General features: G+C 65.7%; 23 protein-coding genes. 22 read left to right on the top strand and 1 reads right to left on the bottom strand.

The genetic code is table 11. The features are described 5' to 3' along the window. From nuoF to VJ655_RS12585, 22 genes are all read left to right on the top strand, one after another. On the top strand, nucleotides 1-859 hold an 859-nt coding region (gene nuoF / locus VJ655_RS12690), incomplete at its 5' end, for an NADH-quinone oxidoreductase subunit NuoF (RefSeq protein WP_324111585.1). A 13-nt stretch (nucleotides 860-872) separates the two neighbouring features. After that, nucleotides 873-1,544 (top strand): hypothetical protein, encoded by a 672-nt coding sequence (locus VJ655_RS12685; RefSeq protein ID WP_324111584.1) that lies wholly within the window; start codon nucleotides 873-875, stop codon nucleotides 1,542-1,544. After that, the gene (locus VJ655_RS12680) at nucleotides 1,541-2,008 is read left to right on the top strand and encodes a DUF3291 domain-containing protein (RefSeq protein WP_148174754.1); all 468 of its coding nucleotides are present in this window, start codon (nucleotides 1,541-1,543) and stop codon (nucleotides 2,006-2,008) included. The genes VJ655_RS12685 and VJ655_RS12680 overlap by 4 nt, the downstream gene beginning before the upstream one ends. A gap of 15 nt (nucleotides 2,009-2,023) precedes the next feature. Beyond that, a complete protein-coding gene (nuoG, locus tag VJ655_RS12675) occupies nucleotides 2,024-4,111 on the top strand; it encodes an NADH-quinone oxidoreductase subunit NuoG (RefSeq protein WP_324111582.1) in 2,088 nt (695 codons plus the stop codon). A gap of 3 nt (nucleotides 4,112-4,114) precedes the next feature. After that, entirely contained in the window at nucleotides 4,115-5,176 is a 1,062-nt protein-coding gene (gene nuoH, locus VJ655_RS12670; RefSeq protein ID WP_324111580.1) for an NADH-quinone oxidoreductase subunit NuoH, read from the top strand. After that, on the top strand, nucleotides 5,176-5,415 hold the full coding sequence (locus VJ655_RS12665; protein WP_324111577.1) for a hypothetical protein: 240 nt from the start codon (nucleotides 5,176-5,178) through the stop codon (nucleotides 5,413-5,415). The genes nuoH and VJ655_RS12665 overlap by 1 nt, the downstream gene beginning before the upstream one ends. Further along, complete coding sequence (locus VJ655_RS12660; RefSeq protein ID WP_324111574.1) at nucleotides 5,412-5,633, top strand: hypothetical protein; 222 nt, start codon at nucleotides 5,412-5,414, stop codon at nucleotides 5,631-5,633. The genes VJ655_RS12665 and VJ655_RS12660 overlap by 4 nt, the downstream gene beginning before the upstream one ends. A gap of 10 nt (nucleotides 5,634-5,643) precedes the next feature. Continuing rightward, nucleotides 5,644-6,135, top strand: a complete 492-nt coding sequence (gene nuoI / locus VJ655_RS12655; protein WP_047405879.1) for an NADH-quinone oxidoreductase subunit NuoI — start codon at nucleotides 5,644-5,646, stop codon at nucleotides 6,133-6,135. An 84-nt stretch (nucleotides 6,136-6,219) separates the two neighbouring features. Next, nucleotides 6,220-6,837, top strand: a complete 618-nt coding sequence (locus VJ655_RS12650; RefSeq protein ID WP_324111571.1) for an NADH-quinone oxidoreductase subunit J — start codon at nucleotides 6,220-6,222, stop codon at nucleotides 6,835-6,837. Then, nucleotides 6,834-7,139 carry an NADH-quinone oxidoreductase subunit NuoK gene (gene nuoK, locus VJ655_RS12645; RefSeq protein ID WP_324111569.1) on the top strand — a complete coding sequence of 102 codons (306 nt, stop codon included), beginning with the start codon at nucleotides 6,834-6,836 and terminating at the stop codon, nucleotides 7,137-7,139. The genes VJ655_RS12650 and nuoK overlap by 4 nt, the downstream gene beginning before the upstream one ends. A gap of 8 nt (nucleotides 7,140-7,147) precedes the next feature. After that, nucleotides 7,148-9,178, top strand: coding sequence for an NADH-quinone oxidoreductase subunit L (nuoL, locus tag VJ655_RS12640; RefSeq protein WP_324111567.1), 2,031 nt, complete (start codon nucleotides 7,148-7,150; stop codon nucleotides 9,176-9,178). Beyond that, entirely contained in the window at nucleotides 9,175-10,677 is a 1,503-nt protein-coding gene (locus VJ655_RS12635; RefSeq protein WP_324111565.1) for an NADH-quinone oxidoreductase subunit M, read from the top strand. Before nuoL ends, VJ655_RS12635 begins: the two co-directional genes overlap by 4 nt. A 7-nt stretch (nucleotides 10,678-10,684) precedes the next feature. Continuing rightward, a complete protein-coding gene (nuoN, locus tag VJ655_RS12630) occupies nucleotides 10,685-12,130 on the top strand; it encodes an NADH-quinone oxidoreductase subunit NuoN (RefSeq protein ID WP_324111563.1) in 1,446 nt (481 codons plus the stop codon). A gap of 1 nt (nucleotide 12,131) precedes the next feature. After that, entirely contained in the window at nucleotides 12,132-12,887 is a 756-nt protein-coding gene (locus VJ655_RS12625; RefSeq protein ID WP_324111587.1) for a biotin--[acetyl-CoA-carboxylase] ligase, read from the top strand. Further along, nucleotides 12,884-13,669, top strand: a complete 786-nt coding sequence (locus VJ655_RS12620) for a type III pantothenate kinase (protein WP_324111561.1) — start codon at nucleotides 12,884-12,886, stop codon at nucleotides 13,667-13,669. Before VJ655_RS12625 ends, VJ655_RS12620 begins: the two co-directional genes overlap by 4 nt. After that, nucleotides 13,669-15,348 carry a ribonuclease J gene (locus VJ655_RS12615; RefSeq protein ID WP_324111559.1) on the top strand — a complete coding sequence of 560 codons (1,680 nt, stop codon included), beginning with the start codon at nucleotides 13,669-13,671 and terminating at the stop codon, nucleotides 15,346-15,348. The genes VJ655_RS12620 and VJ655_RS12615 overlap by 1 nt, the downstream gene beginning before the upstream one ends. Continuing rightward, nucleotides 15,345-16,589, top strand: coding sequence for a radical SAM/SPASM domain-containing protein (locus VJ655_RS12610; protein ID WP_324111557.1), 1,245 nt, complete (start codon nucleotides 15,345-15,347; stop codon nucleotides 16,587-16,589). The genes VJ655_RS12615 and VJ655_RS12610 overlap by 4 nt, the downstream gene beginning before the upstream one ends. Before the next feature lie 18 nt (nucleotides 16,590-16,607). Further along, complete coding sequence (mce, locus tag VJ655_RS12605; RefSeq protein ID WP_299015667.1) at nucleotides 16,608-17,027, top strand: methylmalonyl-CoA epimerase; 420 nt, start codon at nucleotides 16,608-16,610, stop codon at nucleotides 17,025-17,027. Next, nucleotides 17,027-17,287, top strand: a complete 261-nt coding sequence (locus tag VJ655_RS12600; protein WP_324111555.1) for a DUF1467 family protein — start codon at nucleotides 17,027-17,029, stop codon at nucleotides 17,285-17,287. Before mce ends, VJ655_RS12600 begins: the two co-directional genes overlap by 1 nt. A gap of 436 nt (nucleotides 17,288-17,723) precedes the next feature. Next, the gene (gene proS, locus VJ655_RS12595; RefSeq protein WP_324111553.1) at nucleotides 17,724-19,046 is read left to right on the top strand and encodes a proline--tRNA ligase; all 1,323 of its coding nucleotides are present in this window, start codon (nucleotides 17,724-17,726) and stop codon (nucleotides 19,044-19,046) included. After that, nucleotides 19,046-20,326 carry a lipoprotein-releasing ABC transporter permease subunit gene (locus VJ655_RS12590; RefSeq protein ID WP_324111551.1) on the top strand — a complete coding sequence of 427 codons (1,281 nt, stop codon included), beginning with the start codon at nucleotides 19,046-19,048 and terminating at the stop codon, nucleotides 20,324-20,326. Before proS ends, VJ655_RS12590 begins: the two co-directional genes overlap by 1 nt. Further along, nucleotides 20,319-21,020 (top strand): ABC transporter ATP-binding protein, encoded by a 702-nt coding sequence (locus VJ655_RS12585; RefSeq protein ID WP_324111549.1) that lies wholly within the window; start codon nucleotides 20,319-20,321, stop codon nucleotides 21,018-21,020. Before VJ655_RS12590 ends, VJ655_RS12585 begins: the two co-directional genes overlap by 8 nt. A gap of 12 nt (nucleotides 21,021-21,032) precedes the next feature. Here the strand turns inward: VJ655_RS12585 and VJ655_RS12580 are convergent. Beyond that, a partial coding sequence (locus tag VJ655_RS12580; RefSeq protein ID WP_324111547.1) for a nucleoside hydrolase occupies nucleotides 21,033-21,496 on the bottom strand: 464 nt, incomplete at its 5' end.

The following is a 21,496-nucleotide window of genomic DNA, read 5'->3' as shown; positions in this document are numbered from 1 at the left end:
CGGCAAGGGCAACATCCACGGCTACGACTTCGATCTCTACGTCCATCATGGCGCCGGCGCCTACATCTGCGGCGAGGAGATGGCGCTACTGGAAAGCCTCGAAGGCAAGAAGGGCCAGCCGCGACTGAAGCCGCCGTTCCCGGCGAACATGGGCCTCTACGGCTGCCCGACGACGGTCAACAACGTCGAGTCGATTGCCGTCACGCCGACGATCCTGCGTCGTGGCGCCGGCTGGTTCTCCAGCTTCGGTCGCCCGAACAATGTCGGCACCAAGCTCTTCATGATCTCGGGCCACGTCAACACGCCCTGTACGGTCGAAGAGAGCATGGGCGTCACCTTCCGCGAGATGATCGAGAAGCATGCCGGCGGCATCCGCGGCGGTTGGGACAATCTCCTCGCGGTCATCCCCGGCGGTGCGTCCTGTCCGGTCGTCAAGGCCGAGGACATGATGGACGTGACGCTGGACTTCGACGGTCTTCGCGAGGTCAAGTCTTCCTTCGGTACCGGCGGCATGATCGTCATGGACAAGTCCACCGACATCATCAAGGCCATCTGGCGCATCGCGGCATTCTTCAAGCATGAGAGCTGCGGCCAGTGCACGCCGTGCCGCGAAGGCACCGGCTGGATGATGCGGGTCATGGAGCGCATGGTGAAGGGCAATGCCCAGAAGCGCGAGATCGACATGCTGTTCCAGGTGAGCAAGCAGGTCGAAGGCCACACCATCTGTGCGCTGGGCGACGCCGCCGCCTGGCCGATACAGGGCCTCATCCGGAATTTCCGTCCGGAGATCGAGGCGCGTATCGATCAGTATACCCGTAACGCCATGGCCCATGGCGTGGTGATGGAAGCCGCCGAGTAAGGACACCCGGACGATGGCGAAGGCAAAGGACAAGACGCGGGAAGAGGTTGCGGCGAAGCCGGCCGACTTCGGCCGTGCGTCCGACGCCGCGCCGGAAGCTGCCGGTCTGCCGCTGCACCCGCTGATGGCGCATCCCGCCGCAGCGCTTGCCGCGATGACGGCGGTCGGCTTCGGTTTCGCGACCCAGATGGCGAGCGCCTTCCTCGGTTCGCTGCAGGGGGCACTGGAGGCGACCGAAACGCTCGCCCGCAAGATCGAGGACGAGAAGGTGCGGGACGAGCGTCCGGCACCTCCATCTGAGTCGGTAGCGACGTCGGTCACGCGGAAACCCGCCGCAAAGGTGAAGCGCGCGGCCAAGGTACCGGTTGCCAAGGCGGCTCCGGCGAAATCCGCGAAGGCGCCTCCGACCGTTGCCGCGCCTGCCGCTCCGAAGACTGCAAAGCCGAAGGCTGCCAAGGCGGTTTCGAAGCGGCGCGGCAAGGCCGACGACCTGAAGAAGATTTCCGGCGTCGGGCCGAAGCTCGAGCAGGTCCTGAACGGCATCGGCGTCACCCGCTTTGCCGACATCGCCGGCTGGAGCGATGAGGACGTGGCGCGCATCGATGCCGAGATCGGCCTCGGTGGACGCATCGCCCGCGACGGCTGGGTTGCGCAGGCGAAGGCATTGAAGGAGGGCGGGGCGTGACGCAGCACCTCGCCGAACTCAACATCGCGCGTCTGCGCTATCCGCTGGAAGACCCGCGGGTTGCCGCCTTCGTCAAGGCGCTCGATCTCGTCAACGGCATTGCCGAGCGGTCGGAGGGTTTCGTCTGGCGGCTGAAGGACGAGAGCGGTAATGCGACTGCGATCGACGGTTTCGACGATCCGCTGGTGATCGTCAACATGAGTGTCTGGCGCGACGTCGCGTCATTCGAGAATTTCGTATGGAAGACCGTTCACCGGCAGTTCTATGCCCGCCGCGCGGAATGGTTCGAGATCATGGAAAAGCAGCATTTCGTCATGTGGCATGTCGCTGCGGGAGAATTCCCCACGGTGGCCGAGGCGAAAGAGCGGCTCGACGAATTGAACAAGCACGGCAACAGCGACAGGGCTTTCGGCTGGTCGCACTTGCCGGAGGTGAAACTCTGGCAACATGCGCGGTGTGCGTGAGACAGGAAGGCGAATATGGCAAAGCTGAAAGTCGACGGTAAAGAGATCGAAGTTCCGGATCATTTCACGCTGTTGCAGGCGTGCGAGGAAGCCGGTGCCGAAGTCCCGCGCTTTTGTTTTCATGAGCGGCTGTCGGTCGCCGGCAACTGCCGCATGTGTCTCGTGGAAGTGAAGGGCGGCCCGCCGAAGCCGGCGGCCTCCTGCGCCATGGGCGTGCGCGATATCCGCGGCGGTCCGAACGGCGAACTGCCGGAAGTCTTCACCAACACGCCGATGGTCAAGAAGGCCCGCGAAGGCGTGATGGAGTTCCTGCTGATCAACCATCCGCTCGATTGCCCGATCTGCGACCAGGGCGGCGAGTGCGACCTGCAGGACCAGGCCATGGGCTATGGCCGCGACGACAGCCGCTATGAAGAGAATAAGCGCGCGGTCGAAGAAAAGGCCATGGGCCCGCTGATCAAGACCGTGATGACGCGCTGCATCCAATGCACGCGCTGCGTCCGCTTCATCACCGAGGTCGCCGGCTCGCCCGAAATCGGTCTGATCTCTCGCGGCGAAGACGTTGAAATCACGACCTATCTGGGCGCGGCGGTGACGTCTGAGCTCAGCGCCAACGTGATCGACCTGTGCCCGGTCGGCGCTCTGACCTCCAAGCCCTACGCCTTCGAAGCCCGTCCGTGGGAGCTGAAGAAGACCGAGAGTGTCGACGTCATGGACGCCTTGGGATCATGGATCCGCGTCGACGCCCGCGGTTCGGCCGTCCTGCGCGTGCTGCCGCGCAACAACGACGACATCAACGAAGAGTGGATCTCGGACAAGACGCGCTACGCCGTCGACGGCCTGGGCCGTCAGCGCCTGGACCGTCCGTACGTGCGCGGGATCGATGGCAAGCTGAAGCCTGCCACCTGGGCCGAGGCCTTCGCCGCCGTCGCCGCCAAGATCAGGGCGACCGCTCCCGAGCGCATCGGCGTGATCGCTGGCGACCTGCAGGACGCCGAGAGCCTGAAGGCGACCAAGGACCTCTTTACCGCCCTGGGCGTGAAGAACCTGGACAGCCGCCAGGACGGTTCGGCCCTGGGCGTCGGCCCGCGTGAAGGCTGGCTGTTCAACTCGACCATCGCCGGCATCGAGAACGCCGACGTGGTGCTGTTCGTCGGCGCCAATCCGCGCCTTGAGGCGCCGGTCCTGAACGCCCGCTTCCGCAAGCAGTGGCTGGCCGGCAAGACCCGCTTCGGCGTCATTGGCGAGCAGGCCGACCTGACCTTCGGCTACGACTATCTGGGCGCCGGCGCCCAGACGCTTTCGGGTCTGGCCAAGAGCAAGAACGACTTCGTCGCCGCCCTGAAGGCCGCCGAACGTCCCGCGATCATCATCGGCCAGGGCGCTCTGGCCCGCGCCGACGGCGCCGCGATCCTGAAGGCCGCCGCCGGCCTCGCCAAGACGATGAAGGTCGTCCGCGAAGGCTGGAACGGCTGGAACGTCCTGCACACCGCCGCCGCGCGCGTCGCCGGCCTCGACATGGGCTTCGTCCCGGCGCAGGGCGGTCTGTCGACCGCCGACATGCTGAAGCCGGGCGCTCTGGACGTCCTCTTCCTGCTGGGCGCCGACGAGTGCGAAACGGCCGCCACCGGCGCTTTCAAGATCTATCTCGGCACGCACGGCGACGCCGGCGCGCACAAGGCCGACGTGATCCTGCCGGGCGCGGCCTATACCGAGAAGAACGGCCTGTACGTGAACCTCGAGGGCCGCGTGCAGATGGGCAAGCGCGCCGTGTTCCCGAAGGGCGAGGCCAAGGAAGACTGGTCGATCCTGCGGGCGCTGTCGGAAGTGCTCGGTCACAAGCTGCCCTATGACAGCCTGGACCAGCTGCGCGCCAAGCTGTTCGCCGACCACTCGACCTTCGGCCAGATCGACTACGCGCCGGGCTCGGTCGCCACATCGTTCGACCTCGGGAGCCTGGGCGGCGACGGCGAACTGTCGGACGCCCCGTTCGAAAGCCCGATCAAGGCCTTCCACCTGACCAATCCCGTCGCGCGCGCCAGCGTGACCATGGCCGAATGCGCGGCCGTGGCTTCCGGCGCCGCCAAGATCGCTGCGGAGTAGACCGTGGGCTCGAATTCTCCGCTTCTCTGGTTTGGCCTGACGACCGGCGGCATTCTGCTGGTCGTGATCTGGGTTCTTCTGAGCCTGGCCTTCCTGCTGCTGGCCGACCGCAAGATCTGGGCTGGCGTCCAGATGCGCAAAGGTCCCAACGTCGTTGGTCCCTTCGGCCTGCTGCAATCCTTCGCCGACTTCTTCAAGTTCGTGCTGAAGGAAATCGTCATCCCGGCCGGCGCCGACAAGATCGTCTTTCTGCTGGCGCCGCTGCTGAGCCTGGTCCTGGCCTTTGTCGGTTGGGCGGCCGTGCCGTTCGCGCCGGGCTGGGTGGTCTCGAACATCAACGTCGGCATCCTCTACCTGCTGGCGATGAGCTCGCTGGGCGTCTATGGCATCATCATGGGCGGCTGGGCTTCGAACTCGAAGTATCCGTTCCTGGGCGCTCTGCGCTCGGCGGCGCAGATGGTGTCGTACGAGGTCTCGATCGGCCTGATCATCATCACGGTGATCCTGCTGGCCGGCTCGATGAACCTGTCGACCATCGTCGAAAAGCAATCGGGCTGGATCTGGAACTGGAACGTCTTTGGCGGCGGCGGTTTGAAGAACCTTGTCCTGCTGCCGGTCATGGTGGTGGCCATGGGCATGTTCTTCATCTCGGCCCTGGCCGAGACGAACCGCCCGCCGTTCGACCTGCCCGAAGCCGAATCCGAACTCGTGGCCGGTTATCAGGTCGAGTACAGCTCGACGCCGTACCTGCTGTTCATGGTGGCCGAGTATTCGAACATCGTCCTGATGTGCGCCATGATCAGCGTGCTGTTCTTCGGCGGCTGGAACCTGGGTCTGCCGGTCGACCTGGTCGCGCTGTGGGGCTGGTGGGGCAAGCTGGCCCTGGCGCTGGTGTTCTTCGCCAAGATCATCTTCTGGTTCTTCATGATCGCCATGGCCAAGGCCATCGTGCCCCGCTACCGCTACGACCAGCTGATGCGTCTGGGTTGGAAGGTGTTCCTGCCGACCTCGCTGGTGCTGGTGGCCGCGGTCGCCGCCTGGCGCGTATTCGGTCCGGGGGCCTGATGCGGCGGATCGCGCTCATCGCCCTGGGGCTGACCAGCCTGACCGCCGCGGCCTGCCAGGCCGTCTCGGCTCCGGACCGGTCCTATTCCCTGGGCGACGGGATCGTCAGCTACGACGACCTCCGACGCGCGGGCGACAAGTGCAAGGCCGAGGGCGGGGTGATCCAGTCCAAGCAGGACGGGGGCGACCCAGCCCAGTTATCGAACTACACCTGCGTCATTCCCCGGGCGGGGAAATGAGGCGGGTGATCCTCGGGATCGCGATGGTCGGCCTTGCCGGCTGTTCGACCTGGGGAGGGACTATTCCGCGACCGCCGCAGCGGACGCTGGAGGACAGGGTCGAAGCGCGCCGCAAGGCGGACGCCAAGACCAAGACGTGCGTCCTCGAGCAGACCCTGCGACGGCAGCAGAAGGAGCAGGGCAGGGACGTCCGTCCCTTCCCCAAGGAAAAGTGTTAGGAGAGCTCTGGTGTTCCAGCGCATCACTCAGGCGGTCAAGGGCGCGGCCCTTCTGGACTTCGCGGGCGCGTTCGGCCTGGCCATGAAGTACATGATCGCGCCGAAGAAGACCGTGATCTATCCGAACGAGCGCGGCCCGCAGTCGCCCCGTTTCCGCGGCGAGCACGCTCTGCGCCGGTATCCGTCGGGTGAGGAGCGCTGCATCGCCTGCAAGCTGTGCGAAGCCGTCTGTCCGGCCCAGGCCATCACCATCGAGGCCGAACCGCGCGAGGACGGCAGCCGCCGCACGACCCGCTACGACATCGACATGGTCAAATGCATCTACTGTGGCCTGTGCCAGGAGGCCTGCCCGGTGGACGCCATCGTCGAGGGCCCGAACATCGAGTTCGCGACCGAGACCCGCGAAGAACTCTACTACGACAAGGAACGCCTTCTCGATAACGGTGACCGCTGGGAGCGCCTGATCGCGAAGAATCTGGAGTTGGACGCGCCCTACCGCTAAAGGACGGGGCGAATCCTAGGAGGCGGCGCGTCGAACCGGCGCGGCCGCCATTGGACTTAAGTTTTCAGGGGAGCACCTGGGCCAATGGCCTTGCAGGCGATCGCTTTCTATCTGCTGGCTTTCGTGACCCTCGCGGCGGGCTTGCTCGTCGTGTCGGCTCGAAATCCCGTGCACTCGGTGCTCTTCCTGATCACCGCCTTCTTCTCGGCCGCCGGCCTCTTCGTCCTGATCGGGGCGGAGTTCCTGGCCATGCTGCTGATCGTTGTCTACGTCGGCGCGGTCGCGGTGCTGTTCCTGTTCGTGGTCATGATGCTGGACGTCGACTTCGCCGAACTGCGGCAGGGCTTCGCTCAGTACCTGCCGATCGGCGGACTGGTCGGCGGCGTCCTGACGCTGGAAATGATCTTCGTCGCGGCCACGGTCGCCACGAACGGCGCGGCCGCGAAGAACGGCCTGCCGAACGCCTCGCCGGGCGGCGCGCCCAACACCGAAGCGATCGGCCGGGTGCTCTACACCGACTACGTCTTCTTCTTCCAACTGGCGGGCCTGGTGCTGCTGGTCGCCATGATCGGCGCCATCGTCCTGACGCTGCGCCACAAGCCGGGCGTCAAGCGCCAGGACATCGGCAAGCAGATCGCCCGCACGCCCAAGGCCGGCATGGAGCTGGTCCAGATCAAGCCGGGCGAGGGGATCTCCGAATGATCGGCCTTTCGCACTATCTCGTCGTCGCCGCGATCCTGTTCACGATCGGCGTCTTCGGCATCTTCGTGAACCGCAAGAACATCATCGTCATCCTGATGTCGATCGAGCTGATCCTCTTGGCGGTGAACATCAATCTGGTGGCGTTCTCGGCCTACCTGCATGACGTGGCGGGGCAGATCTTCGCCATGTTCGTGCTGACCGTGGCCGCCGCCGAGGCGGCCGTGGGCCTGGCCATTCTCGTCACCTTCTTCCGCAACCGCGGCGACATCGCGGTTGACGACGCCAGCATGATGAAGGGCTAAGCGACGTCATGCAGACGCTTGTAACCATTCTCGTCTTCGCGCCGATCATCGCCGCGGCCATCGCCGGCCTGTTCGGCCGCCGCATCGGCGACGTGGCCTCGCAGTCGGTCACGACCGGCGCGCTGATCCTGTCGTGCGCCCTGTCCTGGTACACGTTCAGCCAGTGGACCTGGGGGCACATGGAGGCCTTCACCGTCCATCTGCTGCCGTTCATCAGCATCGGCGATTTCCAGGCCAACTGGTCGATCCGCGTCGACGCCCTGTCGGCGACCATGCTGATCGTGGTCACGACGGTCTCGGCCCTCGTCCACATCTACTCCTGGGGCTACATGGCCGAGGACGACAGCAGGCCGCGCTTCTTCGCGTATCTGTCGCTGTTCACCTTCGCCATGCTGTCGCTGGTCACCGCCGCCGATTTCATGCAGCTGTTCTTTGGCTGGGAAGGCGTGGGCCTGGCCTCGTACCTGCTGATCGGCTTCTGGTACAAGAAGCCGTCGGCCAGCGCCGCCGCCATCAAGGCTTTCGTGGTCAACCGGGTCGGCGACTTCGGCTTCGCCCTCGGCATCATGACGACCTACTGGGCGTTCGGCTCGATCCAGTTCGCCGAGATCTTCCCGCAGGTCGCCGCCAACGCCGGCCGCACCTGGGAATTCGCGGGTCACACCTTCCCGCTGATGGATATCGCCTGCTTCCTGCTGTTCATCGGCGCGATGGGCAAGTCGGCGCAGTTCTTCCTGCACACCTGGCTGCCGGACGCCATGGAGGGCCCGACGCCGGTGTCGGCCCTGATCCACGCGGCCACCATGGTGACCGCTGGCGTCTACATGCTGTGCCTGCTGTCGCCGATGTTCGAATACGCGCCCGTCGCCAAGAACATCGTCACGGTCATCGGCGCGGTGACGGCCCTGTTCGCCGCCACCGTCGGCCTGACCCAGAACGACATCAAGCGCGTGATCGCCTACTCGACCTGTTCGCAGCTGGGCTACATGTTCTTCGCGGCGGGCGTCGGCGCCTATCAGGCGGCCATGTTCCACCTGTTCACGCACGCCTTCTTCAAGGCGCTGCTGTTCCTGGGCGCCGGCTCGGTGATCCACGGGATGCACCACGAACAGGACATGCGTCGCTACGGCGCCCTGGCCAAGCTGCTGCCGGTGACCTTCATCGCCATGACGATCGGCACGATCGCCATCACGGGCCTCGGCTTCCCGCCGCTGCACCTGGGCTTCGCCGGCTTCTACTCGAAGGACACCATCATCGAGGCGGCGTTCGCCGCGGGCGGCCACAACGCGATCGCCATGTTCGCCTGGGTGATCGGCGTGCTGGTGGCGGGCCTGACCTCGTTCTACTCCTGGCGTCTGGCGTTCTTCACCTTCAACGGCCACGCCCGCTGGGGTCACGACGATCATGCGCATGACGCCCATGGTCATGACGCCCATGGTCATGACGATCACGGCCATGGTCACGACCACAAGCCGCACGAGAGCCCGTGGGTGATGCTGTTCCCTCTGGTCGTGTTGTCGATCGGCGCCGTCGCCGCCGGCTTCGTGTTCAACGGCTACTTCGTCGGCCACCACCAGGAAGAGTTCTGGCGCGGCGCGATCTTCACCGCCCCGAGCAACCAGGTGCTGCACCACGCGCACGAGGTGGCCGAGTGGGTGAAGTGGAGCCCGCTGATCGCTTCGCTGATCGGCCTGGCCATCGCCGCCTACGTCTATCTGCTGAAGGGCGACGAGCGCCTGGGCCTGAAGCTGGCCGAGCGCAAGGGGCCGCTGTACGTCTTCTTCTACAACAAGTGGTTCTTCGACGAGCTGTACCAAGCCACCTTCGTGCGCGCGGCCAAGTTCCTCGGCGACCTGTTCTGGAAGGGCGGCGACCAGAAGATCATCGATGGCCTGGGCCCCGATGGCGTCAGCCACGTCTCGTATGAGGTGGGCAAGCGCACCGGCAAGCTGCAGACCGGTTACGTCTACCACTACGCGTTTGTCATGCTGCTCGGCGTCGCCGGCCTGCTGACCTTCGCCCTGTACGCCTTCCGTTGAGGGGGACGGAGCTAATGAGCGGCCTTCTCAGCCTAACGACCTTCGCGCCGATCGTCGGCGTCGCGGTGATCCTCGCCGCGCGCGCCCTGAACGGAGCGGGGGAAAAGACCGACACCCTGGCCAAGTGGATCGCGCTCGTGACCACCCTGGTCACCTTCGGCCTGTCGATCGTCTTGACCCTTCAGTTCGATCCGAAGAACCCGGGCTTCCAGTTCGTGGAAGACGTCGCCTGGTTCGCGGGACTGCACTATCGGATGGGCGTCGACGGCATCTCGGTGCTGTTCGTCCTGCTGACCGCGTTCCTGCTGCCGATCTGCATCATCGCCAGCTGGAAATCGATCGAGAAGCGGGTCGTCGAATACCTGATCGCCTTCCTGATCCTGGAGATCCTGGTGATCGGCGTGTTCTGCGCGCTGGACCTGATCCTGTTCTACCTGTTCTTCGAAGCCAGCCTGGTGCCGATGTTCCTGATCATCGGGATCTGGGGCGGCAAGCGCAGGATCTACGCGGCCTACAAGTTCTTCCTCTACACGCTGCTTGGCTCGGTGCTGATGCTGGCCGCCATCCTGGCCATGATCGGCATCGCCCACACCTCGTCGATCCCGGCGCTGATGACCTTCAAGTTCGCGCCGTGGCTGCAGACCTGGCTGTGGCTGGCCTTCTTCGCCTCGTTCGCGGTGAAGATGCCGATGTGGCCGGTCCACACCTGGCTGCCCGACGCCCACGTCGAGGCGCCGACGGCCGGTTCGGTCATCCTGGCGGGCATCCTGTTGAAGCTGGGCGGCTACGGCTTCATGCGCTTCAGCCTGCCGATGTTCCCCAACGCCTCGGAGCTGTTCCAGCCCCTGGTGTTCGCGATGTCGGCCATCGCCATCGTCTACACCTCGCTGGTCGCCTTCCGTCAGACCGACATCAAGAAGCTGATCGCCTATTCGTCGGTCGCCCACATGGGCTTCGTGACCATGGGCATCTTCTCGGGCAACGCGGCGGGCGAGCAGGGCGCCCTGTTCCAGATGCTGAGCCACGGGGTGATCTCCGGCGCGCTCTTCCTCTGCGTCGGCGTCGTCTACGACCGCATGCACACCCGTGAGATCGCCTTCTACGGCGGCCTGACCAGCCGGATGCCGCACTACGCCTTCGTGTTTCTGCTGTTCACGATGGGCAATGTCGGCCTGCCGGGCACCTCGGGCTTCGTCGGTGAAATCCTGACGATGACCGGCGTCTACAAGGCCTCGACCTGGACCGCGCTGGTCGCTGCTTCGGGCGTGATCCTGTCGGCCATGTACGCCCTGACCCTGTACCGCCGCGTGATGTTTGGCGAGATCACCAACCCGCAACTGGCCACGATCGCTGATCTGGACAAGCGCGAGATCCTGATCTTCACCCCGCTGATCGTGTCGACCCTGGTTCTCGGGATCTATCCGAATTTCGTGTTCAACCTGACCGCGACGTCTGTCGACGCGCTCGTCGGCGCCTGGCGCGCCGCCGTGGGCGGGTGAGGAGCCTATGACCTTTTCCGCCAACTTCTCGCTCGTGCTGCCCGAGGTCGTTCTCGCGATCGCGGCGCTGGTTCTGCTGGTCGCCGGCGCCTTCCGGGGCAAGGTCGGGGCCATCTTCACCCTGGCCGCCGTCGCCTCGCTGGTCGCCGCCGCCGCCACGGCGGTGCTGGGGCCGCATGGTCATGCGTTCAACGGGGTCTATTCGGCCGACGCCGCGGCGACCTACGCCAAGGTGGCCATCTATCTGTCGAGCGCCATCGCCGTCGTTCTGGGCGACCGCTGGCTCGCCCAGCGCGGCGACCAGAAGTTCGAATATGCTGTCCTGGTGATCCTGGCGGCCGTCGGCATGGGCGTCACCGCCTCGGCCGGCGATCTGATCAGCCTCTATGTCGGCGTCGAGCTGCAGTCCCTGGCCTTGTACGTGCTGGCCGCGATGCGCCGCGACGACGCCAAGTCGTCGGAAGCGGGCCTGAAGTATTTCGTGCTGGGCGCGCTGTCGTCGGGTCTGCTGCTGTACGGCAGCTCGCTGATCTACGGTTTCACCGGCTCGACCCACTTCAGCCAGATCGCCCTGGCCGCCGCGCACGGCGGGACCCACGGCGTGGGCCTGCTGTTCGGCCTGGTGTTCCTGATCTGCGGCCTGGCGTTCAAGGTCTCTGCCGCGCCGTTCCACATGTGGACCCCGGACGTCTACGAAGGCGCCCCGACCCCGGTCGTCGGCTTCTTCGCCGCCGCGCCGAAGCTGGCCGCCATGATGATGTTCGCCCGCGTGCTGGGCGACGCCTTCCCGGGCTCGGTCGACAAGTGGCGCCAGATCCTGGTGATCGCGGCCCTGCTGTCGGTCTTCGTCGGGGCCTTCGCGGGCCTGGCCCAGACCAACCTCAAGCGCCTGTGGGCCTATTCCTCGATCGCCAATGTCGGCTACGCCCTGCTGGGCGTCGCGGCGGGTGGCGAAGTCGGCCTGCAGTCGATGCTGGTCTTCATGACCCTCTACATGGTCGACGTCACCGGCTTCTTCGCCTGCCTGCAGGCGCTGAATCGTGGCGGCAAGCCGATGGAGACCATCGAGGACATGGCGGGCCTGGTGAAGGAACGCCCCGGTATCGCCCTGGCCATGACCGCGTTCTCCCTGTCGGCCCTGGGCCTGCCGCCGTTCTCGGGCTTCTGGTCGAAGTTCTACGTCTTCAAGGCCGCCATCGGCACGGGCGACGTGGTCATGCAGTGGGCCGCCGTGCTGGGCCTGGTCGGCTCGGTCGTCGCGGCGTTCTATTACCTGCGCCTGATCAAGGCGATGTGGTTCGACGCCTCGACCGGTTCGGTTGACGCGCCGTCGCCCTCGGCTCGCGCCGTTGGCTACGCCGCCGCCCTGTTCTCGTTCCCGATCGTGCTCGTGGCCCTGGTCTGGCTGGATCCCGCCGCCAAGGCCGCCGCGGCCGCCTTTGGTCACGCGTGACGTGACGGGCGTCCCGCCCGTCGTCGTTCCACCCATCGTCGTTCTGGGCGAGATCGACTCCACCAACGCCGAAGCCCGTCGCCGGGCCGAGGCGGGCGAGGCCGGCCCGGTGTGGCTGGTCGGCCTGCGCCAGACCGCCGGACGCGGCCGCAGAGGCCGCGCCTGGGAGACGGGCGAGGGCAATCTCGCCGCCACCCTGCTGTTTCGCACCGACAAGCCGCCCGCCGAGGCCGCCCAGGTCTCGTTCGTCGCCGCTCTGGCCGTGGCCGACCTGCTGGCCCACTACGTGCCGGCCTCCCTCGTCAGCCTGAAGTGGCCCAATGACCCTTTGCTGGGGGGGCTCAAGGTCAGCGGGATTCTCATTGAGTCCGGCGCTTCGCCGCTGGGCGGTCTCTGGATCGCCGTCGGCGTTGGAGTGAACCTGGCCCGCAAGCCGATCGACGCCGAGCGTCCCGCGACTTCGATCGCCACCCACCGCGATAGTCCGCCGCCGAAGGCGATCGAAGCCATCGAGGTTTTGGCCGAGGCCTTCGAGCGCTGGTTCGGGGTCTGGAACATGTTTGGTTTTCCGGCCATCGCCGACGCCTGGACCGCCCGCGCCCATGGCCTGGGCGAACCTTGTATCGCTCGCCTTGGCAGCGAGACCGTCGAGGGCGTCGCCGAGGGCCTCGACGGGGACGGGGCGCTGAGGCTTCGTCTGGCCGACGGCCAGGTCCGCCGGATCACCGCCGGCGACGTGTTTTTTGGAGGCGCGTGATGCTGCTGGCCATTGAGCAAGGCAACACCAACACCATGTTCGCCATACACGACGGCCAGTCGTGGGTGGCTCAATGGCGCTCGGCGACCGAGAGCACCCGCACCGCCGACGAGTACGTGGTCTGGCTGTCGCAGCTTCTCTCGATGCAGGGCCTGGGGTTTCGCGCCATCGACGCGGTGATCATCTCCAGCGTCGTGCCGCAGTCGATCTTCAATCTGCGCAATCTCGCGCGGCGTTATTTCGGCGTGGAGCCGCTGGTGATCGGCGAGAATGCGCGCCTGGGCATCGACGTGCGGATCGAAAAGCCCTCCGAGGCCGGCGCCGACCGCCTGGTCAATGCGATCGGGGCGTCGATGGTCTATCCGGGGCCGCTGATCGTCATCGATAGCGGAACGGCAACGACCTTCGACATCGTGGCGGCCGACGGCGCCTTCGAGGGCGGCATCATCTCGCCCGGCATCAATCTGTCGATGCAGGCGCTGCACGACGCGGCGGCGAAACTTCCCCGCATCGCCATCCAGCGCCCGGCTGGTAACAGGATCGTGGGCACCGACACCGTGTCGGCCATGCAATCGGGCGTGTTCTGGGGGTATATCTCCCTGATCGAGGGTCTCGTCTCGCGCATCAAGGCCGAGCGCGAAGAGGCCATGACCGTTATCGCCACTGGTGGCGTCGCCTCGCTGTTCGAGGGCGCCACCGACAGCATCGACCACTTCGACTCCGATCTAACGATCCGGGGTCTCCTCGAAATCTACCGAAGAAACACTATTTCCGAGACCTGATGAAAAAATCCAAAGACGACGAACTCGTCTTCCTGCCGCTAGGCGGGTCGAACGAGATCGGCATGAATTTCAACCTGTATGGCTTCGGGCCGGCGCACGATCGAAAATGGATCGTCGTCGACCTGGGTGTGACGTTTGGCGACCAGACGACCCCGGGCGTCGAGATCATTCTGCCTGACCCGACCTATATCGAGCCCTACGCCAAGGACATCGTCGGCATTGTCCTGACCCACGCCCACGAAGACCACCTGGGCGCGGTGCACTGGCTGTGGCCGCGCCTGAAGGCGCCGGTCTACGCCACGCCGTTCACCGCCTTCCTGCTGCGCGAGAAGCTGCGCGACGCCGATCTGCTGGACCAGGTGCCGATCACCGAGGTGCCGCTGGGCGGACGTTTCCAACTTGGCCCGTTCGACCTGGAACTGATCACCCTGACGCACTCGATCCCCGAGCCGAACGGCCTGGCGATCAAGACGCCGCTGGGCACGATCCTGCATACTGGCGACTGGAAAATCGACCCCGAGCCCCAACTCGGCGCTCCGACCGACGAAGCCGCCATCCGCCGCCTCGGCGACGAAGGCGTGCTAGCCATGGTCTGCGACAGCACCAACGTCTTCGTGGAAGGCGAGGCGGGCTCGGAAGCCGACGTGCGCAAGGCGCTGGGCGATCTGATCAAGAGCCTGAACGGCAAGATCGCCGTGGCCTGCTTCGCCTCGAACGTGGCGCGCATGGACACCGTGATCCGGGCGGCCCAGGCGTGTGGCCGCAAGGTCTGCCTGGCCGGTCGCTCCATGCATCGCATGGCCGCCGCCGCTCGCTCGGTCGGCCTGCTGCAGGGCATCGAGCCCTTCATCAACGACGACCAGGCCAAGCACCTGCCCGAAAACGAGATCCTGTTCCTGTGTACGGGCAGCCAGGGCGAGGCCCGCGCGGCGCTGTCGCGCATCGCCGACGGCAGCCACCCGCACGTGAAGCTGGGCTCCGGCGATCATGTGATCTTCAGCTCGCGGGTCATTCCGGGCAACGAGATCCCGATCCGCAACCTGCAAAACAAGCTGGCCGACCGCGGCGTGCGCCTGCACACCGAGCGCGACACGCCCGGCATCCACGTCTCGGGCCACCCGTGCCGTGAAGAGCTGCGTCAGATGTATTCGTGGGTGCGGCCCAAGATCGCCGTGCCGACCCATGGCGAGCGCCGGCACCTGATCGAGCACGCCGCTTTCGCCAAGGACCTGCAGGTCCCGCACGCCGTCTCGCCCCGCAATGGCGACATGGTGCGCCTGGCTCCGGGTATGCCGGAGATCATCGACGAGGTGCCAGCCGGCCGTCTCTATGTGGACGGCGGCGTTGTGACGCCCGAGAATGGCGACGCCCTGCGCGAGCGCCGGCATGCGGCGTTCAACGGCATGCTCGCGGTTTCGATCGTGCTGGACGGCCGCAACAAGATCGTTTCCGGCCCGCAGGTTCGAGGCATCGGCCTGACCGGCGACGAGGAATACTCGCTGGACGACGCTCTGGACGATCTCGCGGAAGAGGCCGAGACCGCCTATAAGAAGCTGCAGGGCGACGCCCGTGAGCTCGACGACGCGATCGAAAGCGCCATCTCACGCGCGGTGAAGAAGGCCGCGTTCCGCATCTGGGAACGCAAGCCGGTCGTCGAAACGACCGTTCTGCGCATATGATCTTCCGCAAGGGCCGTTCCCAGGCGTCCCGGAGCTCGGCGACGCCGAGCCCCGCGGGCGGCGAGAGCGGCTATGCGGCCGAGGTCGTGCGCCTTCTCTATCGGGAGTTGCTGAAGCGCGAGCCGGATCCTGACGCCCTGGAGGCCTGCGTGGCCTGGCTGGGGCGCGGCGCGACGGTCGAGGATGTCAGGGCCGAGATCGTCGGCTCCGAGGAGTATCGGCAGAAGATCGCGGCCCATCCGATCGCCAAGTTTCCGACCATCTACACGCCCGAGACCATCTCCTACTTCACGCATCGAGGCCGGTTTCGCCCGCTGGCCTTGAGCATCGAGACGGTCAATATCTGCAACAACGACTGCGTGATCTGTCCCTACTCGATCCAGACCCGCCGCAAGCAGGGCATGGACATGGCGGTGTTCGCCAAGATCGTGTCCGACTATGCGGCCCTGGGCGGCGGACCGGTCACCCTGACGCCGATGGTCGGCGAGGTGCTGCTCGACAAGCAGCTTCTGGAGCGCCTGAAGCTGCTGCGGTCGACGCCGTCGATCACCCGCGTGTCGGCGATCACCAACGCCACCATGGCCTATCTGTACTCCGACGAGGAACTGGCGGAGCTGGCGACCTATTTCGACCGGCTGACCGTGTCGGTCTATGGCCTGGACGCCGAAGAGTTCGCGCTGATGACCCGCAAGGACCAGTACGACCGTTTCATGGAATCGTTGGGCCGGCTGGTTCGGATCATGGGACCCGACAGGATCGGGCTTGGCGCCCGGCACCTGCGGACGCGTGAGGCCGCGGAGATCGACGCCTGGCTGGCGGAAGTGGCCCAGCGCGCCGGCGTCGACGCGGGCGGGCTCTCGCTGCCCGGCGTGAAGACCTATGCCAACTGGACGGTGTTCGACACGTCCCAGCCGTTGCCCTTGGACGCGGAGTGGCTGGCGCCGCAGCAGAACACCGAGCAGTGCGCGCTGCCGCTGATCAGCCTTCAGGTCCTCTCGAGCGGCAAGGTCTCCTTCTGCGGTTGCGCCGATTTCGACGGCAAGACGGCGCTGATGCTCGGCGACATCCGGGAAGCCTCCCTGGCCGAGCTGCTCGACACCGACAAGGTCCGCGCGCTCTGGGATTGGGCGGGTTGCGGCGTGCCGGACCCGTGCAAGGGGTGCAGCTTCCATATGCCGCTGAGCCGACTTACTGATCTGCGCTCGGCATTCAACGACCCGCTTGGTACGTTCGGCGGATAAGAAACACGGGGAAAGATCATGATCGGCAAGCTCAACCACGTCGGCGTCGCCACGCCCTCCATCGACGAGTCGGTGAAGATGTATCGCGAGCTGCTGGGCGCCACCTCGGTGACCGAGAAGTGGGCGATGCCGGAGCAGGGGGTGTGGGTATGCTTCGTCAACCTGCCCAACAGCCAGATCGAGCTGATCGAGCCCTATGGCGAGAAGTCGCCGATCCACGGCTTCCTGGCCAAGAACCCCAAGGGCGGCCAGCATCACATCTGCTTCGAGGTCGAGAACATCTACGAGGCCCGCGACGCCTTGGTGGCCAAGGGCGCGACCGTGCTGGGCGAACCGCGGATCGGCGCCCACGGCACCCTGATCATCTTCGTTCATCCCAAGGACATGGGCGGCCTGCTGGTCGAGCTCATGGAGACGCCCAAGGAGGCGCACCACTGATGAGCCCGGTTACCTGGTTCGCGATCTACCTGACCATCTGGTGGACGGTGCTATTCGCCGTGCTGCCGCTCGGCTCGCGCAGCTTCCATGAGGCGGGGGTCAAGCCACCGCCCGGCGCGGATCCTGGCGCGCCGATGAACCCGAATCTCAAGCGTAAGTTCATCACCACGACCTGGGTCTCGGCGATCGTTTTTGCGGTGTTCTTCGCGGTCGTGCACTTCCATCTGGTGACCCTGCCGGATCTGCCGGCCGCCGCGTGACTTGCGGTTGCACAAGCCTTGGGCGCGAGACGGCTAATTTGCCTTCGTTCGCCCAAGTCTTGGGCGAACGACCTCAATGCCAGCGCTTCCATCGCATAGGCGTGCCCCAACAGATGTTTGCCGGCTAAGGTGACTGCATGAGATCGGCCTTGCCGGTCTCGCTCTGTGGCGTCTTCCCCGACGATGACTTGAAAGGCCGCGCGGCGATCCGCGCGGCCTCTCTTTTTGCCGCAACGAAGCCTTACTTTGGCCCGAAGCGCGACCGCAGAAAGTGGCGGCCGGTTTCTGCGATAGTCGCGCTTCCACGCTTGGAGGGACGAGCCTGCTGATCCGGTTCAGATCAAAGATCTGAACCGGGCAGGTTCTATCGCGTTGCCAAGCTGTCGGGGGAGGGGCTATCTCAAGCCCCTCTCGAATTCCCGGAGTTTCCAAGCTGATGCGCCTGTCGCGCTATTTCCTGCCGGTGCTGAAGGAAGCACCGTCCGACGCCCAGATCGTTTCGCACCAGCTGATGCTCCGCGCCGGCATGATCCGCCAGGAGGCGGCCGGCATCTATGCCTGGTTGCCGCTGGGTTTCCGCGTGCTGAAGAAGATCGAGCAGATCGTCCGCGAGGAAATGGACCGCGCCGGCGCCATCGAGCTGCTGATGCCGACCCTGCAACTGGCCGATCTGTGGCGCGAGTCCGGCCGCTATGACGCCTATGGCCCGGAGATGTTGCGCATCACCGACCGTCACGAGCGCGAACTGCTCTACGGGCCCACCAACGAGGAAATGATCACCGAGATCTTCCGGGCCTATGTGCGGAGCTACAAGGACGTTCCCAAGAACCTCTACCACGTGCAGTGGAAGTTCCGGGACGAGCGCCGTCCGCGCTTTGGCGTGATGCGTGGCCGCGAATTCCTGATGAAGGACGCCTACAGCTTCGATCTGGACGCCGACGGCGCGCGCAAGTCGTACAACCGCATGTTCGTGGCCTATCTGAACCTGTTCTCGCGGATGGGGCTGAAGGCCGTCCCGATGCGCGCCGACACCGGCCCCATCGGCGGCGACCTCAGCCATGAGTTCATCGTCCTGGCCGAGACCGGCGAAAGCGCCGTCTTCTGCCACAAGGATCTCGTCGAGATGCCGGCCCCCGGTCCGGACGTCGACTGGTACGGCGACCTGCAGCCGCTGGTGAACCAACGCACGGCGCTCTATGCCGCCACCGAGGAAATGCACGACGAGGCGGCCTTCAACGCGCTGTCGGAAGACAACCGCCTGTCGGCGCGCGGCATCGAGGTCGGCCACATCTTCTCGTTCGGGACCAAATATTCCGAACCGATGAAGGCCACCGTCACCGGACCGGACGGCAAGGACACGCCGGTGCAGATGGGCAGCTACGGCGTCGGCGTCTCGCGCCTGCTGGGCGCGATCATCGAGGCCAGCCACGACGAGGCCGGGATCATCTGGCCCGAGGGTGTGGCGCCGTTCGACGTCGGCATCGTCAACATGCGCCAGGGCGACGCCGCCTGCGACGAGGTCTGTGACAAGGCCTATGCGGCGCTGACGACCGCCGGCAAGGAAGTGCTCTACGACGACACCGACGCCCGCGGCGGCGCCAAGTTCGCGACCATGGACCTGATTGGCCTGCCCTGGCAGCTGATCGTCGGCCCCAAGGGCGTCGCCGAAGGTGTGGTCGAGGTCAAGAACCGCAAGACCGGCGAACGCTACACAGCTTCGCTGGACACGGTCATCTCTAACCTGACCAAAGGCGCCTGATGCCAGAAACCCGCGCCGCCGGTCCCTTCAGCCGCTGGGAGCGCTCGGTCGCTCGCCGGTATCTGTTCGCCAAGCGCAAGAACGGCGGCGTGGCGCTGATCTCGATCATCTCGTTCTGCGCCGTGATGCTGGCGGTCTTCGCCCTCATCACCGTAATGAGCGTGATGAACGGCTTCCGCGCCGAGCTGCTGGGCCGGATCCTGGGTTTCAATGGTCATCTCTACGCCCAGTCGCCGATGATCAATGGCCCGGATCGCGACACGGTCATCCGGCGGATAAAGGCCGCGCCCGGCGTCGTCCAGGCCGCGCCGATGGTCGAGGCCCAGGCCATGGTCATTGGCCCCAGCCAAGTGACCGGAGCCATCGTGCGGGGCGTGACCACCTCGGACCTGCGGTACATGTCGCTGATCGCCGGGAACATCAAGCAAGGCTCGTTGGCTGGCTTTGGCGAGGGCGAGTACGGCGGCGACGTGGTGCTGATTGGCGACCGCATGGCCCAGAGCCTGGGCGTGCGCCCTGGCGACGCCATCACATTGATCTCGCCTTCCGGTCCGGCGACGGCGTTCGGCAGTTCGACGCGCGAGAAGAACTACATCGTTGGCGGCCTCTTCAGCGTGGGCATGAGCCAGTTCGACGAAGCCTTCGTCTACATGCCCTTGGAGCAGGCCCAGCTGTTCTTCGGACGCGACACATCGGTCGACTACGTGGAGATCAAGGTCGACGATCCCGACAAGGCCAAGGACCTCAAGCACGACGTCGAGGTCGCCAGTGGTCCCGGCGCCCTGGTCAGCGATTGGCAGGACAAGAACCATAGCTACTTCACCGCCCTCCAGGTCGAGCGGAAGGTGATGCGATTGATCCTGTTCTGCATCGTCGCCATCGCCACCCTGAACATCATCTCCAGCCTCGTCATGCTGGTGAAGAACAAGGGCAAGGACATCGCCATCCTGCGAACCATGGGCGCGGGGCAGGGGGCGATCCTGCGGATATTCCTGATGGCGGGCGCCTCGATCGGCGTGGCCGGCACCCTGTGCGGACTGGCCCTGGGCGTGGTCTTCTGCGCCTACATCACGCCGATCCAGAACTTCGTCGAATGGGCGACCGGAACGGCGGTGTTCAGCGCCGACGTCTACATGCTCTCGCATATCCCCGCGAAGATCGACTGGACGGAGGTCTGCGGGATCGTGGCCGCCTCGGCCCTGATGAGCGTGCTGGCGACCCTGCCGCCCGCCTGGCGCGCCTCACGCCTCGATCCGGTGGAGGCGCTCCGCTATGAGTGACCCGATACAGTCTTCGCCCATCTTGGCCCTGCGCGGTGTCGAGCGCGTCTACAAGACCGAGGCCGGCCCGTTGCCGGTGCTGCGCGGAGTCGACATCGATGTCCATCCGGGCGAGGTGGTCGGCCTGATCGGGCCCTCGGGCTCGGGCAAGTCGTCGCTACTGCACTCGGCCGGCCTGCTGGAGCGCCCCGACGGCGGCGTCGTGGTTCTTGAAGGGCGTGACTGCACGAAGCTGTCAGAGAGCATCCGCACCCGTATTCGGCTCGGCACGGTCGGTTTCGTCTATCAGTTTCACCACCTGCTGCCCGAATTCACGGCCCTGGAGAACGTGGCCCTGCCGCTGTCGATCGCCGGCAAGAGCCAGCGCGAGGCCGAGGGACGGGCCAAGGAACTGCTGGAAGGCCTGGGGCTCGGCCACCGCCTGAACCACCAGCCCGCCCAGATGTCCGGTGGGGAGCAGCAGCGCGTGGCCATAGCCCGCGCCTTGGCCAATCGCCCCAAGCTGCTGCTGGCCGACGAGCCGACGGGCAACCTCGATCCCGCGACCTCGGCCGCCGTGTTCCAGTCGCTCTACGACGTCGCGCGCCAGGAGGGCGTCGCCGCCCTGATCGCCACCCACAACATGGAGCTGGCCCGCTACATGGACCGGGTCATGGCGCTGAAGGACGGTCACCTGGAAGCGCGGACGCTCTAGGCGGCTATCGGCTCACAGCAGCGCCTGCTTCATCGCCGCGAAGAAGCCCGCCTGATCGATCCGTTTGATCACCCGCGCGTTCGGCGGCCGGCGTTTCAGCGCCGGGTCGGCGACCTCGATGTCCGGCAGGATCGGGTGCGAGACGCTCAGATATCCCCGCGTCAGCTCGCCCATGGTCTCGACGTCGACCACGCACTGCTCGCTTTCGAGGATCAGGCTTTCATCCAAGGCGACGGCGCAGGTCAGGGCGTCAGGGTGCAGGCTGCCGTCCAGGCCTTCGGTTTCGCGCGCGAAGGCGAGCGAGGCGCGGTTCACGTCCGTGAAGAACTTGGCTTTCGGCGTGCCCAACGCCTCGAGTTCGGCGAGCTGCGCGCTGGTGAAGAGGCCGTCCCGTAGCGTCTCGGTCCAGGTGACGATCGACATGTCGAAACCGGCGTTGACGACGATCTTGGCCGCCTCCGGATCGACATAGAGGT

Origin of the sequence: Caulobacter sp. (genome assembly GCF_035254145.1) — a bacterium.
GTDB lineage: Bacteria > Pseudomonadota > Alphaproteobacteria > Caulobacterales > Caulobacteraceae > Caulobacter.
This window is presented reverse-complemented; position numbering and strand designations above follow the sequence as displayed.

Bases quoted from the DNA above. Each gene is read 5' to 3' on its own strand.
- nuoK (WP_324111569.1), top strand. From the start codon at position 6,834: ATGATCGGCCTTTCGCACTATCTCGTCGTCGCCGCGATCCTGTTCACG.
- VJ655_RS12665 (WP_324111577.1), top strand. From the start codon at position 5,176: ATGCGGCGGATCGCGCTCATCGCCCTGGGGCTGACCAGCCTGACCGCC.
- VJ655_RS12590 (WP_324111551.1), top strand. From the start codon at position 19,046: ATGCCAGAAACCCGCGCCGCCGGTCCCTTCAGCCGCTGGGAGCGCTCG.
- VJ655_RS12685 (WP_324111584.1), top strand. From the start codon at position 873: ATGGCGAAGGCAAAGGACAAGACGCGGGAAGAGGTTGCGGCGAAGCCG.
- mce (WP_299015667.1), top strand. From the start codon at position 16,608: ATGATCGGCAAGCTCAACCACGTCGGCGTCGCCACGCCCTCCATCGAC.
- VJ655_RS12585 (WP_324111549.1), top strand. From the start codon at position 20,319: ATGAGTGACCCGATACAGTCTTCGCCCATCTTGGCCCTGCGCGGTGTC.
- proS (WP_324111553.1), top strand. From the start codon at position 17,724: ATGCGCCTGTCGCGCTATTTCCTGCCGGTGCTGAAGGAAGCACCGTCC.
- VJ655_RS12660 (WP_324111574.1), top strand. From the start codon at position 5,412: ATGAGGCGGGTGATCCTCGGGATCGCGATGGTCGGCCTTGCCGGCTGT.
- nuoG (WP_324111582.1), top strand. From the start codon at position 2,024: ATGGCAAAGCTGAAAGTCGACGGTAAAGAGATCGAAGTTCCGGATCAT.
- VJ655_RS12610 (WP_324111557.1), top strand. From the start codon at position 15,345: ATGATCTTCCGCAAGGGCCGTTCCCAGGCGTCCCGGAGCTCGGCGACG.
- nuoL (WP_324111567.1), top strand. From the start codon at position 7,148: ATGCAGACGCTTGTAACCATTCTCGTCTTCGCGCCGATCATCGCCGCG.
- VJ655_RS12615 (WP_324111559.1), top strand. From the start codon at position 13,669: ATGAAAAAATCCAAAGACGACGAACTCGTCTTCCTGCCGCTAGGCGGG.
- VJ655_RS12600 (WP_324111555.1), top strand. From the start codon at position 17,027: ATGAGCCCGGTTACCTGGTTCGCGATCTACCTGACCATCTGGTGGACG.
- VJ655_RS12650 (WP_324111571.1), top strand. From the start codon at position 6,220: ATGGCCTTGCAGGCGATCGCTTTCTATCTGCTGGCTTTCGTGACCCTC.
- nuoN (WP_324111563.1), top strand. From the start codon at position 10,685: ATGACCTTTTCCGCCAACTTCTCGCTCGTGCTGCCCGAGGTCGTTCTC.